Annotated in this window: 13 protein-coding genes; 5 read left to right on the plus strand and 8 right to left on the minus strand. The window is 56.6% G+C overall.

Features of this window, described 5'->3' with window-relative positions; translation table 11 throughout:
* Window positions 1-36 precede the first annotated feature (36 nt).
* Window positions 37-1671 carry a beta strand repeat-containing protein gene (locus AC1AY0_RS04330; RefSeq protein ID WP_101625965.1) on the plus strand — a complete coding sequence of 545 codons (1635 nt, stop codon included), beginning with the start codon at window positions 37-39 and terminating at the stop codon, window positions 1669-1671.
* 127 nt (window positions 1672-1798) lie between these two features.
* On the plus strand, window positions 1799-2344 hold the full coding sequence (locus AC1AY0_RS04335) for a hypothetical protein (protein WP_101625966.1): 546 nt from the start codon (window positions 1799-1801) through the stop codon (window positions 2342-2344).
* 77 nt (window positions 2345-2421) lie between these two features.
* Here the strand turns inward: AC1AY0_RS04335 and AC1AY0_RS04340 are convergent, their stop codons facing one another.
* The gene (locus tag AC1AY0_RS04340) at window positions 2422-2544 is read right to left on the minus strand and encodes a hypothetical protein (protein WP_476525920.1); all 123 of its coding nucleotides are present in this window, start codon (window positions 2542-2544) and stop codon (window positions 2422-2424) included.
* Between the two features lie 95 nt (window positions 2545-2639).
* Between AC1AY0_RS04340 and AC1AY0_RS04345 the strand changes: the two genes are divergently transcribed.
* The 3 genes from AC1AY0_RS04345 to AC1AY0_RS04355 all read left to right on the plus strand — a co-directional run bounded on the left by AC1AY0_RS04345 (window position 2640) and on the right by AC1AY0_RS04355 (window position 8097).
* The gene (locus AC1AY0_RS04345) at window positions 2640-5297 is read left to right on the plus strand and encodes a YhgE/Pip family protein (protein ID WP_476522994.1); all 2658 of its coding nucleotides are present in this window, start codon (window positions 2640-2642) and stop codon (window positions 5295-5297) included.
* On the plus strand, window positions 5294-7456 hold the full coding sequence (locus AC1AY0_RS04350; RefSeq protein WP_101625968.1) for a YhgE/Pip domain-containing protein: 2163 nt from the start codon (window positions 5294-5296) through the stop codon (window positions 7454-7456). Before AC1AY0_RS04345 ends, AC1AY0_RS04350 begins: the two co-directional genes overlap by 4 nt.
* 110 nt (window positions 7457-7566) lie before the next feature.
* A complete protein-coding gene (locus tag AC1AY0_RS04355) occupies window positions 7567-8097 on the plus strand; it encodes a TetR/AcrR family transcriptional regulator (RefSeq protein ID WP_101625976.1) in 531 nt (176 codons plus the stop codon).
* A 3-nt stretch (window positions 8098-8100) separates the two neighbouring features.
* Here AC1AY0_RS04355 and AC1AY0_RS04360 read toward each other — a convergent pair whose 3' ends face one another.
* The 7 genes from AC1AY0_RS04360 to AC1AY0_RS04390 form a co-directional block, all read right to left on the minus strand.
* Window positions 8101-8655, minus strand: a complete 555-nt coding sequence (locus AC1AY0_RS04360; protein WP_101625969.1) for an FMN-binding protein — start codon at window positions 8653-8655, stop codon at window positions 8101-8103.
* A 2-nt stretch (window positions 8656-8657) separates the two neighbouring features.
* Window positions 8658-9455, minus strand: a complete 798-nt coding sequence (locus tag AC1AY0_RS04365) for an ABC transporter ATP-binding protein (protein ID WP_101625977.1) — start codon at window positions 9453-9455, stop codon at window positions 8658-8660.
* Between the two features lie 116 nt (window positions 9456-9571).
* The gene (locus AC1AY0_RS04370) at window positions 9572-10963 is read right to left on the minus strand and encodes an ABC transporter permease (RefSeq protein ID WP_165781938.1); all 1392 of its coding nucleotides are present in this window, start codon (window positions 10961-10963) and stop codon (window positions 9572-9574) included.
* 99 nt (window positions 10964-11062) lie between these two features.
* Window positions 11063-12463 carry an ABC transporter permease gene (locus AC1AY0_RS04375; RefSeq protein ID WP_101625970.1) on the minus strand — a complete coding sequence of 467 codons (1401 nt, stop codon included), beginning with the start codon at window positions 12461-12463 and terminating at the stop codon, window positions 11063-11065.
* A gap of 156 nt (window positions 12464-12619) precedes the next feature.
* On the minus strand, window positions 12620-13897 hold the full coding sequence (locus AC1AY0_RS04380) for a DUF2318 domain-containing protein (protein ID WP_101625971.1): 1278 nt from the start codon (window positions 13895-13897) through the stop codon (window positions 12620-12622).
* A 240-nt stretch (window positions 13898-14137) separates the two neighbouring features.
* Window positions 14138-14821, minus strand: coding sequence for an iron transporter (locus AC1AY0_RS04385; RefSeq protein WP_101625972.1), 684 nt, complete (start codon window positions 14819-14821; stop codon window positions 14138-14140).
* A 133-nt stretch (window positions 14822-14954) separates the two neighbouring features.
* Window positions 14955-16799 (minus strand): FTR1 family iron permease, encoded by a 1845-nt coding sequence (locus AC1AY0_RS04390; RefSeq protein ID WP_476522996.1) that lies wholly within the window; start codon window positions 16797-16799, stop codon window positions 14955-14957.
* Window positions 16800-16902 lie beyond the last annotated feature (103 nt).

Raw genomic sequence — 16902 nt, forward strand, 5'->3', positions numbered from 1 at the left:
GGGATGCAACCGAACAGTCTCGCGAAAGGAACCATCATGTCCAGCACATCTTCGTTCGGCAAGCGGCGGGCGACTTCCGGCGACGGCAGCCATAATGCCTGTCAATTCGCGCATATGCCGCTTGGCAAAGCAGCTGCCGCTGCGGCTGCAATCTCTTTGGTCACCGGATTTGGCTATGGCATGGCGGGTACCGCTATTGCGGGAAGCCTTGGCTGGGGCAGCTCCTCCGCCTCCTCAAACGCCACCTTGCAGGGCCAGCCCGGAGGCGGCGGCGCGGACACCATGAGCTACGACTACACCGGCACTTACACCGGTGCGCTCACCGCAGACGGCGAAGAAGTCACTTCGGATGGCGAAACTACCTCGGCTACCGACTCCGATCAGAACACCGCGCTCGCGCAGAACGGCGGCGTACTGACGCTCACCAACGCCACGCTCAACAAGTCTGGCGATTCGGATAATGCCGATAACAACAACTTCTATGGCACCAACTCCGTATCGCTCACGGTTGGCGAGGACTCTAAAACCATCATCTCCGACTCCTCCATCAACGCCACCAGCTCCGGCTCGAATGGCATCTTCTCCACCGATTCCGGCACTGTGCTGGCCAATAACGTAACCATTAACACGTCTTCCGACAACTCGCGCGCCCTCGATGCCACCTATGGCGGCACGATTCTGGCGAGCGCCATTACCGCCACCACTAAGGGCGACCACAGCGCCACCATTGCCACTGATCGCGGCGGCGGTTCCATTTCCGCCACCGACTCGAATCTCAGCACTGCAGGCTCCGGCTCTCCGCTGCTGTATTCCACTGGTGATGTTCAGGTATCCAATGTGACTGGAACGTCTTCCGGCTCGCAAATCGCCGGCATGGAAGGCTTGAATACGATTCTGATTAAGGATTCCACCTTGACCAGTACCGTAACCGGCAAAACCGCGAGCGATCCGGTGGCCAATGGCGTCATTATCTACCAGTCCACTTCGGGCGACGCCGAATCCACCACTGGCGAGCACGCCACCTTCCAGGCGGCTGACTCCACGCTGAAGTCCGCCATCGAATCCGGCTCAATGTTCTACTTCACGAACACCACTGCCGACGTAGTGCTGTCCAACACCACGCTTGACTTCGATTCGTCCAAGGCCGCGCTGATCACCGCTGCCGGCAACGACTCGAATAACTGGGGTTCGGCTGGCTCGAACGGAGCAACGGTAGTGTTCACCGGTCGCAATCAGACATTGAACGGCACGGTAAGCGCAGACACGATTTCTTCGGTGACGCTGAACCTGCTCGACGGCTCGACTTGGACCGGTAACGCCAGCATCACCGAGAACGCGAGCGCCACCAGCAGCTCCACTTCCGATGCTCCCATCACCGTGAATGTGGACGGCACTTCGACCTGGGTGGTAACCGATGACACTACGGTTTCCGCCTTGAATGTGGCCGACGGCGGTTCGGTGGTTGATTCGGACGGCAATACCGTAACCATCGTGGCTGGCGGCAAAACAGTAGTCAAGGGCACTGGTTCGATAACCGTGACCGTGACCGGCGACTACAGCACCACACTTCCCGACTCCGCTACCGGTGACGATACTCAGCTGGACAGCGATCTGATTGACCGCTCTGATTTCGACAGCGCATTCGGCACCTCTACCACGTGGAGCATGTGATTCGGCAAACCTCACCAGCAATCCTCCAAACCACTACTCCACCCGTCTCCCATCTCTTAGCTTCCATTCGTATCCCCACTATCAATCGCGGCAATACAGACCGCACATGCTTTGAAAGGAACTCATCATGACCAGCAACAACACCAACCCCACCCCGTTCACTCCGAACACCACCACCCCGACTTCATTCGCTCCGAACACCACCAATGACCACATGGAAAATACCACCCCTGCAACCGCACAGAACATCGCCCCAGCAGTTCCGGCACCTAATCGCTTTGCAGCACCTGGAGCTGGCAATGGCGCAGCAGCCAAGACCATCACCGGTAAGGCTGTAGCAATTATCATCGGCATCAGCTTGGGCTGCGGCATCCTCGGCGGACTTGGCGGCGGCCTGGCTTATGGCGCTATCTCCCACAGCGGTTCCAGTTCCTCCACCAGCCAGCAGATGCAGATGCCTAGCGGCGGCATGCAGGGCGGTCAGTCTCAGGGTCAGGGTGGCATGCCGGGAGGTATGCCGGGCAGCTCCGATTCCTCCAACGGCCAGTCCCAGGGCGGCAGCACTGACGGCAACTCGAGCTCCGGCTCTGATTCTTCTAATTCTTCCGGCTCCACCGGCTCCTCCAGCCAGCAGAGCAACGATGGTACCGACACCGGCACCATCGAAAGCTGATTGGCTTCGTTAGGCGTCAACCCGCATGACTACCCCTCAGTCGGCTTCGCCGCCAGCTCCCCTGACAAGGGGAGCCTTTATAGGGGTGCAACCAGTCCGAGCACCTCAATCCAATAATTAGCCACAATGCCCAGCGGCGCACGATTATGCGGTGCGATTACGCTGGGCATTGCCATATTCAGCCACAAATCTCCCGGCACAGTATTACGCTACTCTATGCGTAGCGCTACGGTTAACGTATCGCTACGGAAAACGTAGCGATACTACAGCAAGCAACAAGCTCCGGGGGTATTCAGTGGGCAACATTCTCAAGGTCCTCAAGCGCGATTTCATGCGCCTGTTGAAGGTACCGACCTCGTGGGTGATTCTCGTCGGCATGGTATTCATCCCGCCGCTGTACTCCTGGTACAACATCGTGGGCTTTTGGAATCCATACGGCAACACCAAAGGCATTACCGTTGCCGTGGCCAATAACGATGCCGGCACCGACAACGCACTGATCGGCAAGCAGAACCTTGGCGGCCAAATCGTCAAGCAGATGAAAAACAACGACCAGCTCGGCTGGACGTTCGTCACTGAAGCCGAAGCCATGGATATGGTGCAATCCGGCAAAGCATATGCAGCCATTGTTATTCCCAAAGACTTCTCCGATTCGCTGGCAGGAGTCGTAACCGGCGGCGAATCCAAGCCAACGCTGGAATACTACGTCAACGAAAAAGCCAGCGCCATCGCACCAAAAGTCACCGATGTGGGAGCTTCCACCGTGGATCGCACGGTGAACTCCACCTTTGTTTCCACTGTTTCCAAAGTTCTGACCGAAGTCATCAATAAGGCAGGCGATACCGCTCTGGCCACCGGAGATAAAGCCAAAGCCAAAACAGTAACCACGCTGAACGAAGCTTCCAGCGATGTGCAGCGCACGCGCGACTCCATCAGCAAACTGCAAGATAAGCTCGATCAAGCTCCCGAGAAAACGCGCACTGCCCGCCAAGCATTAGAAGATGCTCGCAAGCTCGGCATTGATGCAGCCGAAGGATTAGCCGGCACATCGAAGCTTATCGGCACCACACAAACCAGCTTGAATAATTTCGTCACATCCACGTCGGGCGCGTTGGACGAAGGCTCAAGCCTGCTCAGCCAAGCTGCTTCACAAGCGAATCAGAACATCGGCACCATAACCGGAGCCATAAATTCCGCGAACCAGCAAGTCGGCGGCATGCTGAACACCGCTGAAGATATCAATCAAGCCAATGCGGATATTCTGGCAACCCTGAAAGAACTGCCCAACGCCGATCAGGAACCGCTGAAATCCGTAATCGACAAGCTTGATAAACGCAACAGTCAGCTCGCCAACACTCTCGGCAATCTGAGCAGCCTGAACAACACCATCGGCAGCGCATCACAGAATACTGCCGGTCTGGCCAATAATCTCAACACTGCAACCCAAACCACCTTGCAGGCCACCAATGATGCCCGCAGCACCTTGGTTTCTGGCGCATTGCCGCAGCTGAACACCGGCTTGAACACTATTAGTTCCACTGCCACTACGCTCTCGAATGATCTGACTTCGCAGGATTCGCTGATCAGCCAATCCAAGGATGCTCTCGATCAGTTAGACAAGGCAGCGGCCTCCACGAAAACAGCGCTCGATGATACCGATCAGGCACTGGCTACCGTGCAGGATAAGCTCAGCACACTGGCCACCGATATCAAGGCAATGAGCATTTCCACCTCGCTCGGCTCCCTGATTGACAGCGACGGCTCGCTGGACGCCAGCAAAATCGCTGATTTTATGATGTCCCCCACCGTTATCAACGAAAAGACCATTTACCCAGTGGCTTCGTATGGTTCCGGCATGGCACCACTGTTCACCACGCTGGCACTGTGGGTGGGCGCCTTCGTGCTGGTGGTGATTCCTAAGCTCGAAACCGATAACGACGGCATTGAGAATCTCACACCCACTCAAGGCTATTTGGGCCGATTCTTCCTGCTGGCCACGCTGGCTTCCGCACAAGGCCTGGTGACAGGCATCGGCGACCTCGTGCTCGGCATGCAATGCGCCAGCATCCCCGTGTTCCTGCTGACCTGTTGGATCACCTCGCTGGTGTACATGTCGTTCATCTTCGCGCTATCGACCACATTCATGCATGTGGGCAAGGGCGTATGCGTGGCCATGGTGATTTTGCAGGTACCAGGCGCTTCCGGCCTCTACCCCATTGAGATGATGCCGAAGTTCTTCCGCGTGATCTATCCACTGCTCCCGTTCACCTATTCCATTGACGCAATGCGTGAAACTATTGGCGGCTTCTATGACGGCCAATGGTTCAGCTATATCGGCAAACTGCTGATCTTCGCCGTGCTCGCCTTCCTGCTCGGCTTGGTGGCCCGCCCGAAGCTCGCCAATCTGAACCGTTTGTTCGCCCGCGAAATCGAAGAAAGCGACATGATTATCGGCGAACCAGTGCATATCGAAGCGAATGAATACCGAGTCACCCAGGCGATTGCCGCACTGGCCAATCGCACTGAATACAAGCATGCCATCGAACGTCGTGCAGCTAAGTTCACTCAGCAGTACCCGAAGCTGCTGCTGGGCGCGCTTATCGCCGGATTCGTTGTGCCAGCGATTCTTATCATCGTCTTCTCGCTCACTACCAGCGAGAAGATTGTGGTCATGGCCACTTGGCTGGCTTGGGTGCTGATCATTATCGGCTTCCTTATGGTGGTGGAATACATGCGCGATTCGATTCGCCGCCAAACCGAGCTCGGTAATCTGTCCGACGAATCGATTCGCTCGATGCTCTACGGCCGCCATGCAGAATCCGCCGCAGGAGGCGACGCGCCAACCACGCGCATACCGCCTATTTCATCCCTGAACACCAAGAACGCCACCATCGCCAATCTGCCGAACCTTCACGGCATTGGACAAACCAAGGAAGGCAAGCACGCACGATGAGCACGATCTGGAAACTGTTTATTGGAGACGTGAAGCGTCTGACCAGCAATGTGGTCTCCATCATCATTGTGATCGGCTTGGTGATGATTCCCGGCCTGTTCACCTGGTTTAACGTGGCTGCATGCTGGGATCCGTTCTCCAACATGTCGAATCTGAAGTTCGCCGTGGCCAATGTGGATGAAGGCTATCGCTCTGATTTGATTCCGGTCAAGGTTACGGTTGGCGATCAAGTAGTGAATGCGTTGCGTGCCAACAGTCAGCTCGACTGGACAATTACTTCCAAGGACGATGCTGTGGATGGCGCGAAATCCGGCAAATATTACGCAGCTATTGTGATTCCGAAGTCCTTCAGCAAAGACATGATGACTTTCTTCTCCGATGATATGAATCATGCCAAGCTGACCTACTACCGCAATGAGAAGAAGAACGCGCTCGCTCCGAATCTGCTCAACGAGGGCACGGACGAGGTGGCCGCGGAAATCAACACCACGTTCGCAAAAACCATTACGGCAGCAGGGCTTGAGATTGCTTCTTCGCTGGCCGATCAGCTCGACAAGCCGGAAGCCAAGCAGCAACTGACTGCGTTCAATACGAATGTGGCCAATTTTGCCACGCAGCTCAATAGCACGGCGGATATGCTCGGCACGTACAGTGCGTTGACTGATTCGGCGCAAACCTTGCTGGAGACTTCCAACAGCCTTATTCAGCAGGCTTCCGGTTCGGCTTCAACCGCCAGTAAGAATCTCAAAAGCGCTAAGCAGGGCATAACCGAGGTTGCTGGCGCTCTCAATACCACCACTGATGCGATGGGTAAGGCTTTGGATTCCAGCGCCAGCAGCTTTGGCGCGGTTTCCGATTCGATTGACAACCTGTATCAGGATGCCAACAATGGCTCTACTACTGTGGCCAAAGAACTGGATGCACAGGCCAGTGCTGTGGGCGATCAGATTGCGCAATACACCACGATTCGCAATACGATTGCCGGCATTGTGGGAGAGAATGCGGCTGTGGTCAAGGCTCTGGATCGTTCGATTGCTAGGCAAACCAAGCTGCAGCAGGCTTTGAATAAAGCTGCTGATGATATTCGCCAGAAGAACTCGGATGTGCAGAATCAGCATCAGCAGATTAAGGATTTGGCAAATCAAGCGAAAAGCAGCATCGCCAGCGTGAAGTCAGACTTTGCAACGAATGTGAAGCCGCAAATTGAATCGTTGGCTTCCTCTGCTTCTGATGCTTCGAGTATTCTGCAATCCAGCTCAGCTCAGTTGAAAACAACGCTGGGCGACGTTGAAGATACCTCCAGTGATGCGAGCACGATGCTGACCGATGCTCGCGAGACGCTGAATAAGGTGTCTGACAAGCTGCGCAAGGCTGGGACTGAGCTGACTTCGTTCAATACCAAACTTGCAGACGCATTGAATAGTGGCGATATGAGCATGGTCAAGGAAGTGCTCGGCAATGATCCGGAAACGCTGGCCAGTACGCTGGCTGCTCCGGTGCAGTTGAAGCGTAAGGCTGTGTTCCCGGTGGCGAACTTCGGTTCTTCGATGGCGCCGTTCTATACGCTGATTCCGCTCTGGGTGGGCGCATTGCTTATGGTGGTGACGTTGAAGACCACAGTGTCTCGTAAAACCCGCCGCGAACTTGGCAATCCTCGCCCGCATCGACTGTTCCTTGGCCATTACGGCATATTTGCATTGATTGCATTACTGCAGGCTACGGTATCGTTGTCTGGCGATCTGCTGTTCCTGCATGTGCAAGCTGTGCATCCGCTGCTGTTTATGCTGTCCGGCTGGCTGGGTTCGCTGGTGTTCTCGTTCTTCACGTACACGATGGTGGTGAGCTTCGGCAATGTGGGTAAGGCTATTGGCGTGCTTATGCTTATCGTGCAGATTTCTGGCGCGAACGCAGCCTACCCGGTTCAGGTGCTGCCGGACTTTATTTCCAAGGTGAGTCCATTCTTGCCGCTGACGCATGTGGTGACGATGATGCGCGCAGCCATCGCCGGTATTTACGATCTGGATTATTGGAAGGCTGCCGGCATGCTGCTGGCCTTCGTGCCACCGCTGCTCCTGCTTGGCTTGCTGCTGCGCAAGCCGCTGGTGAAGTTCAACCAATGGTATGTGGCTCAAGTGGAAAGCACCAAGGTGCTCAGCTGATGTTCGGCACAGAGAAAGAAGAAGCGATGGAAACCGTATCCGGCAATGCCGCATTGGCTACGGCTGTGCCACGGGCTGAACGTAGGCGTGAGGCCACGGATCGCAAGCTGATGCATGCCACGCTGCAAATCGCGGTGGAGCGTGGCATCAGCGGCGTAACCATTGAGGAAGTGGCTCGGCGTTCAGGCGTGGCCAAAACCACTATTTACCGCCGCTACCATAATTCCAATGAATTGCTGCGCGGCATTAGCGCCATGTACTTGGTGAATGCGGATTCGGAGCCTGTGCCAAGCCCAACGCGTGAGCATTTTGCGCTGTTGCTGACGAAACTGGTGGAATGGGTACGCAGCAACAACATTGACGTGCGCAGCGTGGGCATTGTGCTGTCCAGTGAAGCTGAATTCTTCCACCATATCGTTGATCAGGTGGTGACCCCGTGGCTCGGCAAGCTGAAAAGCTTCCTCGACTTGGGAACCACCCAAGGCGTATTCCGTTCAGGGCTTGACGAACGACTGCTACTGTCCACCATTATCGGCTCGCTGGTAGCCTATGAAGCTATTGATCAGCGGCCAGCCGACGACAATCTCGCCGCATGGCCGCAGCGCATGACCGACCTCCTCTGGCCCGCGCTGCTGGCGTAGTTGCTACTCCTGGATGGAAGCCTCTTGGCGGGCGATTTCCAGGGCCTTGTTGAAGGCGTCGGACGTCCAGCTGGCACCGGCCACCTTATCGACTTTGAGGTCCTTCAGTGGTTTGCCGTCGACTACGCCATTAATGGCCTTGGCGAAAGCATCCTGGTGAGTCTTGGAGATGGTGGTGAATGGATGACCCACAATCTCTACGTTTTCGACGTTGCCATCTTTGATGGTCAGATGAACGTCGATGGAGTCCTCCCCCACCGGGCCGTACTGGCCGTTGATGGAGTATTCGCCATCCTTGTAATTGCCGGTGTCTTTCTTATCCGACGTGGTGCTGGATAAGTTGTCTTGCGAGGAATCAGAGCTGGAATCAGATGAATCAGAGCCGCTCGACTGTGACTGTTCTTCCTGAGATTTCTCGGTTTCACCGGAATTACCGGCGTATTGATCATCCATTGGAGTTGCGGAAGACTCACCGCAGCCGGCCAGCAATGCACCGGCTACAACCAGCCCTGCTGCCGCCAATGTAGCGGATTTCTTCAGCGTAGTGGTATCAGTCATATTTATTCCTCGCCGCCCGTTTTCGCCGCCTTGGTGGGGTCGGCGAACCCGATGGCAGTTTCACCGGTTTGCGCGCCCTCTACCTTGGCACCAGTGGATGCCGGCTTACCGCCAGCAGCCTCATACGCCTCGCGGGCTTTCTCGTCATTCCACTTCTCGCCCACGAGCACACCGTGATTCAGCATAATCTCGCGCTCGGCGCAGCTGGCCACCAGCGCATCATGCGTCACCACAATAATCGTGGTGCCCTGTTCGTGCAGTTGGCGGAACAAATCCAGCACAATCTTCTCGTTTTTCTCATCGAGATTACCGGTCGGCTCATCAGCCAGAATCAGTTTCGGCTCATTAATCAGCGCGCGAGCCACGCACACGCGCTGCTGCTCACCACCGGAAAGCTGGCCCGGCAGATGGTGAGCACGATCCTTCAAACCCACCTTTTCCAAGGCTTCCAACGCCTGCTTTTCATCGACTACGGAATGGTAGTACTGTGCCACCATCACATTTTCCACAGCGGTCAGATGCGGCACCAAATAGAACTTCTGGAACACCAAGCCGATGAGGTTCTTGCGCACGTCAGCCAGCTGGCCGGCGTTCAAATCCTCCAGCTTGCGGCCTTCGAGCTTCACCGAGCCCTTGGACGGCGTATCCATGCAGCCGATCATGTTCATCAGTGTGGTTTTGCCGGATCCGGACGAGCCCACAATGGCCAACCACTCGCCTTGCGGCACAGTCAGACTCAGGTCATCCACGGCATGCAGGTCGCCGTAAATCTTTGAGATATGGTCAAGTTCAAGCAGCATATCCATGATGTTTCTCCTGATTTGTTTTAAGTGTATGTGGTCTCGGCGATTGTCGTCCTCCTCCTCAGTCGCCCTTGGCGAAAGCTCCTTTCGGAGAGGGGAGCCAATGGGGGGGGTTATTCTTCGCGAAGCACTACGGCTGGGTCGATGCGGGTTGCGCGGTGGACAGGTGGAATGGACGCGATAACGGCAACCAACGCGGCCAGAATCACGGAACCGGCAGCCAACCACCAGTTGAAGCCAATGGAGCGGTCGAACACAGCCACGCACAGCCATTGCGCGAGACCGAAGCCAATCGCCGTACCAAGCAAGCCGCCAAGCAAGCCGTACATGGCCGATTCCACATAGAACTCAGTGCCGATAGCGGCAGAGCTTGCGCCCAAAGCCTTGCGCAGACCAATCTCGTTGCGGCGCTGGGAAACAATCGAGCTGATGGTGGTACCCACACCCACCAGCGTCAGCACCAGCACCACAAGCGACACAATCCAGAACAGGGTTTGCAGCATGGTGATGATGCGCGTATCCGAAGACGTGATCTTCGTGACCGGTTGAGCCTTGACATGCATTGAAGTCATGGAGTTAATGCTCTTAACCAGCGCGTTGAGGTCTTCGGTACCGGCCGAGTATTCGATCACGTCCACGCCGCGCGAAGTGCCGGTGAGCTTGTTGACGTCATCGTTAGTGGCGTAAATGATGGAATCCTCGTTGCCGCCGGTATCCACAATGCCGGAAACGCGGAATTCGGTGCCGGAAGTGTCCATGATATCGCTGGAGACGCGGCCATCCTGGGTGGGCTGATCGGAAGAGGTAGAGGAGTTCGCAGAGGACTGCGAACCAGTGTTGCTGGAGGTCTCTCCCTCAGTCTCCGCGTTCGCGGAGCCAGCTCCCTCGTCAGAGGGAGCCGAAGTGGTACCGGACATATCCATGCCCTGCATCGAGGAATTGCTCGAGTCGGTTCCGTTGGAGGCAGTTCCCTTGTCAGAGGAAGTCGAGGTAGCGGTGGAGCTGTTGTCTGAGGCGCGGTAGCCGATGGTGATGCGGCTGCCGACTTCGAGGCCTAATGCGTCAGCCACATCGCGGCCAATCATCACTTTGCCAGCCGACGGCCACTTGCCGTCCACTACCCAGTGATGATTGAGGTTCTTCACTTCAGCGGTGTCAATACCGGCCATCACATAAGGTGCGGCATTCACGCGCACGTTCTCATATCGGTAGGTGGCGTGCTTCTCGTAACCTTGAGCCGCCACCATTTCGGTAGTGTGCTTCACCATCGCCGAATCGATGCCGGCTTTGCCATCTGCACCGGATTCAGTGGGAGTCACAATCAGATTCGCGCCATATGCGCGCATTTCCTCGTTCATTTGCTGCGGCACAGCAATACAAATCATTGCCAAGCAGAACAGTGTGGCAGCGCCGACCAGCGAGGCCACAACGGCCATCACCGCACGCGAACGGCGGCGGAACACCGCGCTAAACAGCATCCTGAAGAACATACCGGTGTTCGTCATCGGATTTCTCCTTTCACGCTCCTACAGGCTCCCCTTGTCAGGGGAGCTGTCAGCGTAGCTGACTGAGGGGTAGTCGACACCAAACAAACTCGAATAGACTCACCGGCCATGGAGCACCTCCGCGGGCTTCAAGCTCAGAATCGAGCGAATGGACGACGCGGAAGCCAACAGCACAGTCACAGCCAGCAGCACGAAGACCAGCACAAACACCATCGGACGCATCGTGATGCCCGAACCGAATACCACATGACCTATCAATTGAGCCACGCCCGAGCCAAGCCCAGCACCAACAATCGCGCCCAGCAGCGAAATAGCAGCGGTTTCCGCCATCATCAGGCGCGAAACCGCACCATCCGTGGCACCAATCGCCTTCAGCAATGCCAGTTCGGAAGAACGCTCGCCAATCGAGGCAACCATCAGATTCGCCACTGCCACAGCGGCAGCAATCAGACTCAGCACAGTCATCAAAATCATTACAGCCTGCGTTTTTTGCAGCACATTGCCCTGCAATGCCGCAACCTGACGCACCTGCTTGGCTACCGCTCCCGGAATCACCTCTTCAATCTGATAGGCAATCGAACTTGGGTAAGCGGTGCAGTACCAGGTTTCCCATTCATCCTGGCTCAAAGCGGCAGGATTCTTGGCAGCCTTGCGAGCCAAGTCGTTTTCCGGAGTGGTCAGCGCCTTGACTTCAATCTTGTTCACCGAATCCGGCAGATCAGTCAAATCCTGCAGCTGATTGGAGGAAACATACATGGCGCTGTTGTCGTCATCGCCGGAATCGTAGACGCCGACGATCTTGAAATCGATGGACTTATCGCCGCGCATCAGCGAAACAGTGCCGCCAACTTGCACGGCGGCTTCATCCTCGTGACCATCAACTTTCACGCCGAGCGACTTGGCCAGATCCTTACCGATAACGGCTTCCTTGGTGCCGTCCTTCGGCCAACGGCCTTGCAGCGACCACCAGGAGCGCATGCCTTCAACGCCCACCACCGTGGTTTCGCCGGAAGCCAGCTTGAGCTTTTTGTTGAACCAAGTACCCACCACCGGCACATTCTTTTGCGTGGGGTAATCGGCAAGACTCACCGCCCAGCCGTTGCCTTCGGTCACCGGCTTGGTGTTGATGGCGGTGACGTGCTGGTTCAGCTCGGGCGCGAAGTTGGTGATATTGAACGCCCAGAAAATCGTCTTGATTTTGGCAGCGTCCGATTCCTTCAGGAAGGATGTTGGATCGCTGGCCGAGGCGGAACCACCGGAAGTGCCGGCGTCGCTGCCCTCGGTGTTGTAGAGGTCGGAGACCACGGCATCCGACTTGGGTTGCACGGTGATATTCGAACCGTAGGTGGATAGTTCGGCGTTGAGCTTATCGCCCACGTCGAAGACCACGCCCAGCATCGAAACGCTCACTGTGGCGGATAGGCACACGGTCAGCGCGATGAGCAGACGTCTGCGCAACTGGCGTGTGAACGACCGCGCAATCATTCGCAGAAAGAACATTGCGTTCCTCCTTTTCTTAGGCTCCCCTTGTCAGGGGAGCTGGCTCGCTTGGCGAGACTGAGGGGTAGTTGCTAACAGACATGCAGTGTGCTGACTACCCCTCAGTCAGCTTCGCTGCCAGCTCCCCTGACAAGGGGAGCCTAGTGGGGACTACATCTACTGGAAGTGGACGCTTAGGGCATCCAGATCGGCGGTTTGGATGGTGATTTTGCCGTTGCCGGTCTTGTATGGGAATGGAATCGGGTTGCAACCGCCCTTGAAGCCGATGGTTGCCAGATTGATGGCCACCTCGCACTTCTTGCAGATGATCTTGCCGTTCTTCTCGTAGTAGCCTGCGTCACCACAGTTCTCGCAGGCATCAAGGCCGATGCCGTATGCGCCACCATTCTTACGGATGATGATGAAGCGCATCACCGTGCCATCCTTGGCCTTGTATTCGAAGCGATGCAGGTGGCCATCCTCCACCTGAGTGAACGGAATAGTGGCCACGCCGTCCTTCAGCGAATAGGATTCGGGCGGCGAAAGCGTAATGGTTTGATGGGTTGCGGCCACGCCCACGGTCAGCGTTGCGGTAACGCCGATCATGGCTACCAGGCTCCACACAGCGGCGGCGATGGCGTGACGGCGGAATGCCTTATGGCGGCGAAGCGTGGCCTCATTGGCACCGGGCACATCGTGGGTTTTCATGCGGAAGCCCGCCACCACGGAAGCCACGGCAGGAATCAGGAACACCAATGCCTGCGCCATAATCATCGAAGAATTCTGGTTGATGGACCAAGCGAGTGCTACGAACATCGTGTGATTCATCGGGAAGCCACGCGCTTGCAGAATCTGCGCAAGGCCAGTGAAATGCTGCACCAGCAGAATGGCCATCATTGCCACGACGGCCACGGTGAATGCCCAACGCACTGCAGTGGTGCGCATGGTGCGGAAGATGGCGGCCACGATAATAGACATGGCCACACCGAGGAGGAATCCGAGTGCGCGCAGCAGCATGGCGGAGGTGAATGCGGTTTCGCCCGGCTCCACCCAAATGGTGAGCTGCAGAATCACGTCCGGCAGCGCGTAGAACACGGTGAGTGCGATCTGCACGGCGGCCACTGCATTGGCCACGTGCATCCAGGCCTGATGCTTGGCCCAGTTATGAGTGATGCGAGAGGCGCAGAGCACGACGATCAGTGCCAGTACATCGACGATAACGGCCACAATCAGCACCGGATAGTTGATAAACGTACGCTGGTTGATGACTGCAGTGGCTCTCAGGGCCGCGAACACGATAGCGGCAACGACGCCAATACCCAGGCCCCACAGTCTCCAGTAGGCGCTCATTGGCTTGTCGCGGCCTTCGCCCACGGTGAGCATCACGCTCAAACACATGACCAGCAACGCTGGGGCCAGCGTCCCCGGCATTACCGCAACGAATTGTTCCAGCATTCGCGCCCTTTCTTAGACCGCCTCTGGCTCCCCTCTCTGAGGGGAGCTGTCGGCTTCTGCCGACTGAGGGGAGGTTCATACAATTATGCCTTTTATCTGCCAAAAGCCCCCTCTGATGAGGGGGCTGTCAGTACAGATGACTGAGAGATGATTCATATTGCGGCTACGCCGCCTTCTCTCCCTCAGTCACAGCTTCGCTGTGACAGCTCCCTCATCAGAGGGAGCCGAGAAGGAACATGATCACCACTGGCGAGGAGTGTAATCCCAGTTGTCGAAGGTGACTTCGATCGGCTCGGTCCAGAAGTGGCCCTTGACGCCGGTCTCAGGATCGACGTGGAGCATCCAACCCTTGGCAGCCGGGGACTCGATGGAGAGCTTGAGCTGGTAGGTGCCAGCCTTGTCGAGCTTGACGTTGGCGCCGTAGTGCGGGCCATCGGAAGCGTTCATCTGCATGAAGGTACCGGAGGTAGCGGTGCCGCCTTCCACTTCCTTGCCGGTGGACTTGTCGATGATGGTGTAGTTCACGGTCAGATCCGGCACGAAGTCACCCTTGCCGTAGCCGAGCTCGGTGCCCTTCTGGTTGGCGTGGATGTCAGCCTCGAGGTGGAAGGAAGCGTCAGCAGCCTTCAGACCCATGGAAGCAGGCTCCATATCGATCGGCTGGAAGTACACAGCGCCCACGGTCAGCGGGCCGGCGTCCTGATCCTGCTCTTCAGCGGTGCCGGAAGGACCGACCGGGACTTCCTCGAAACCAGCGCCGGAATCGGAGGAGGAGTCGCTGCTGGAGGAGTCAGAGGACTGGGAGGAGGAGTCGCTCTTGGTGTCGGATGCGGAGTTGGTGGAACCGCAGGCGGCCATGGACACGGTCATAGTGCCGGCGAGCAGCAGGCCGAGCAGAGCGGCCAGTTTCTTGTTCTTCATCATTTCTCTATTCCTTTTCTCTGGTGAATCAAGATTCACGCTTGTTATGTTCAGTTATGTGATGTTCGCGGTGCGGATTGGAATGATTAGCATCGAATCCAAGGCCTTGCCGCAAGTCTGTTGATTGTTGAGTTGTTTAGTTCTCAGCTGATTGTTCAGCCGCAGCTTCCTTGGTAGCCGATGCTTCAACAGCAGCCGATGCCTTGCGCTTGTGCTGCTTGATAAAGCCGACTACGAACAGTGCAATCACTGCGATGGCGGCAATAATCTGAGCCACGATGCATTCGACGTACGGGTAGAAGCCGAGCCAATCATTGGTAGGCACACCCTGCAGATAGGTGGCAGGCAGTGCGTCGCCTTCGATGAGCGAGTGCACACCGCCGCCGGCGAAGACGACTACGAGCACCGACATCAGAATCGACGTGACCAGGAAGAACGGACCAATCGGAATCTTCACCGAAGTGAAGCGAATGAGCAGGAAGATGAACACGAGCACCACAGCGGCGGTGATGCCACCGACCCACATGCCGTGCGTATCCTGGCTCATCGTGTAAATCGACTGGTAGAAGATCACGGTTTCAGCACCCTCACGGAACACAGCGAGGAAGCTCAGCATGGCGAGCGAAATCACCGTGCCGAATGCCACATGTTCGCCGGAGGAAACCTGCGAGGAGGCGGACTTGACCGCAGCCTCGGTCTTGTTCTTGATGTAGCGGTTCCAAGCTTCCACCGAAGACTTGTTCAGCATCCAGTTACTGGTCCACAACAGCATGCCCATAGCCACCAAGGCGCACACGCCTTCCATGATTTCCTGGATTGGGCCGGAGCCGCCGAATGCGAGCACGAAGATCACGGCCACCAGGCCAGCGCCGGCGAGACCGGCGACAACGCCCAAGTAAATCCACTTGGAGAAGCGCTTGTTGCCAGACTTCACCAGGTAGGCGATCACAGCGGCCACCACGAGCAGGGCTTCGAGACCCTCACGGATAAGAATCAGGAATGCCTGGCCGGAAGCACTGGTGATGAGCTTGGTGAGTCCGCCTTCCTTATCGGCGGCACCGCCGTCAAGAATGCCGGCGTCCTTGACCAGCATGGCCTTCAGGTCATCGATAAGCTTCTTGGTGTCTTTCAGGGATGCGCCGGTGTTCATGGACTTGCGGCACATCTTGAACTGGTATTCCACCTGCGAGACGCGGTCGCCGCTGATGGCGTTCATCACGTTCTTCTCGAAACCGAGCTTCTCGTAGTACTGGTAGTAGGCGTTGTTCACCAAGGTTGCGCCCTTGGCACCATCGCCTGCCGCGTATGCCTTGTAGGCATTGTCGAGAATCGGGGTCATCTCGTTGGCCACATCGGTCCACGAACGGTTGCCCTTGCCTGGATTCTTCTTTTTCTTGGCGTCGAGTTCCTTGCGTTCCTTGGCCAGCTGGGCTTGCAGCGCCTCGCTGTACGCCTTCGGCTTGGCTAGGTCGGCGTTGGCGTCGAGCTGCTGAGCCGTAGCGTCAAGGTCAGCGGTCAGTGCATCGATCTGCTGGGTGAGCTGATCGTCATTGCCTGCGGTGTAGGAAAGATTTTGAATGCTTTGGAAGGCCTGCTGCTGAGCGAGCTGCTTATCCGCGCCAATGGTGTCATGCACCACGGCGGTGAAGTTGGAGGCCACGTAAATCTGGTTGTAGGCGGACATGAAGGCGGACGTGGAGCCTGCGGTGTTGCCGTCCTTGTAGGTCTTCTGGCCTTCTTGGAGCTTCTTGTCCATCGCCTTGGCCACGGCCGACCAGGTGGCGTAATCCACACTGCTAGACGTGCTGGAAGAAGTGCTTGAAGAGTCCGCGAATGCCTGCGGCACAGCCACCACAGCTGGAGCGACGGTGGCGATAACCAGCGCGAATAGGAATGCAATCGCAGCCAGAACGCGCAGCTCAATCACACTGTGATGTTCAGCGGATTGCACAGCAGTTTGCATGCGGGCGCGACGAACCATGCTATGTTCCTCTCTCTAAGCACGGCTAAGTGACCAAAACCAACTTCTCAATATAAAGAAAAACTTTTTTGAGGAACAGTCTTGATTTTTTTGATTGAGCGAG

The organism is Bifidobacterium sp. LH_416 (assembly GCF_056357055.1).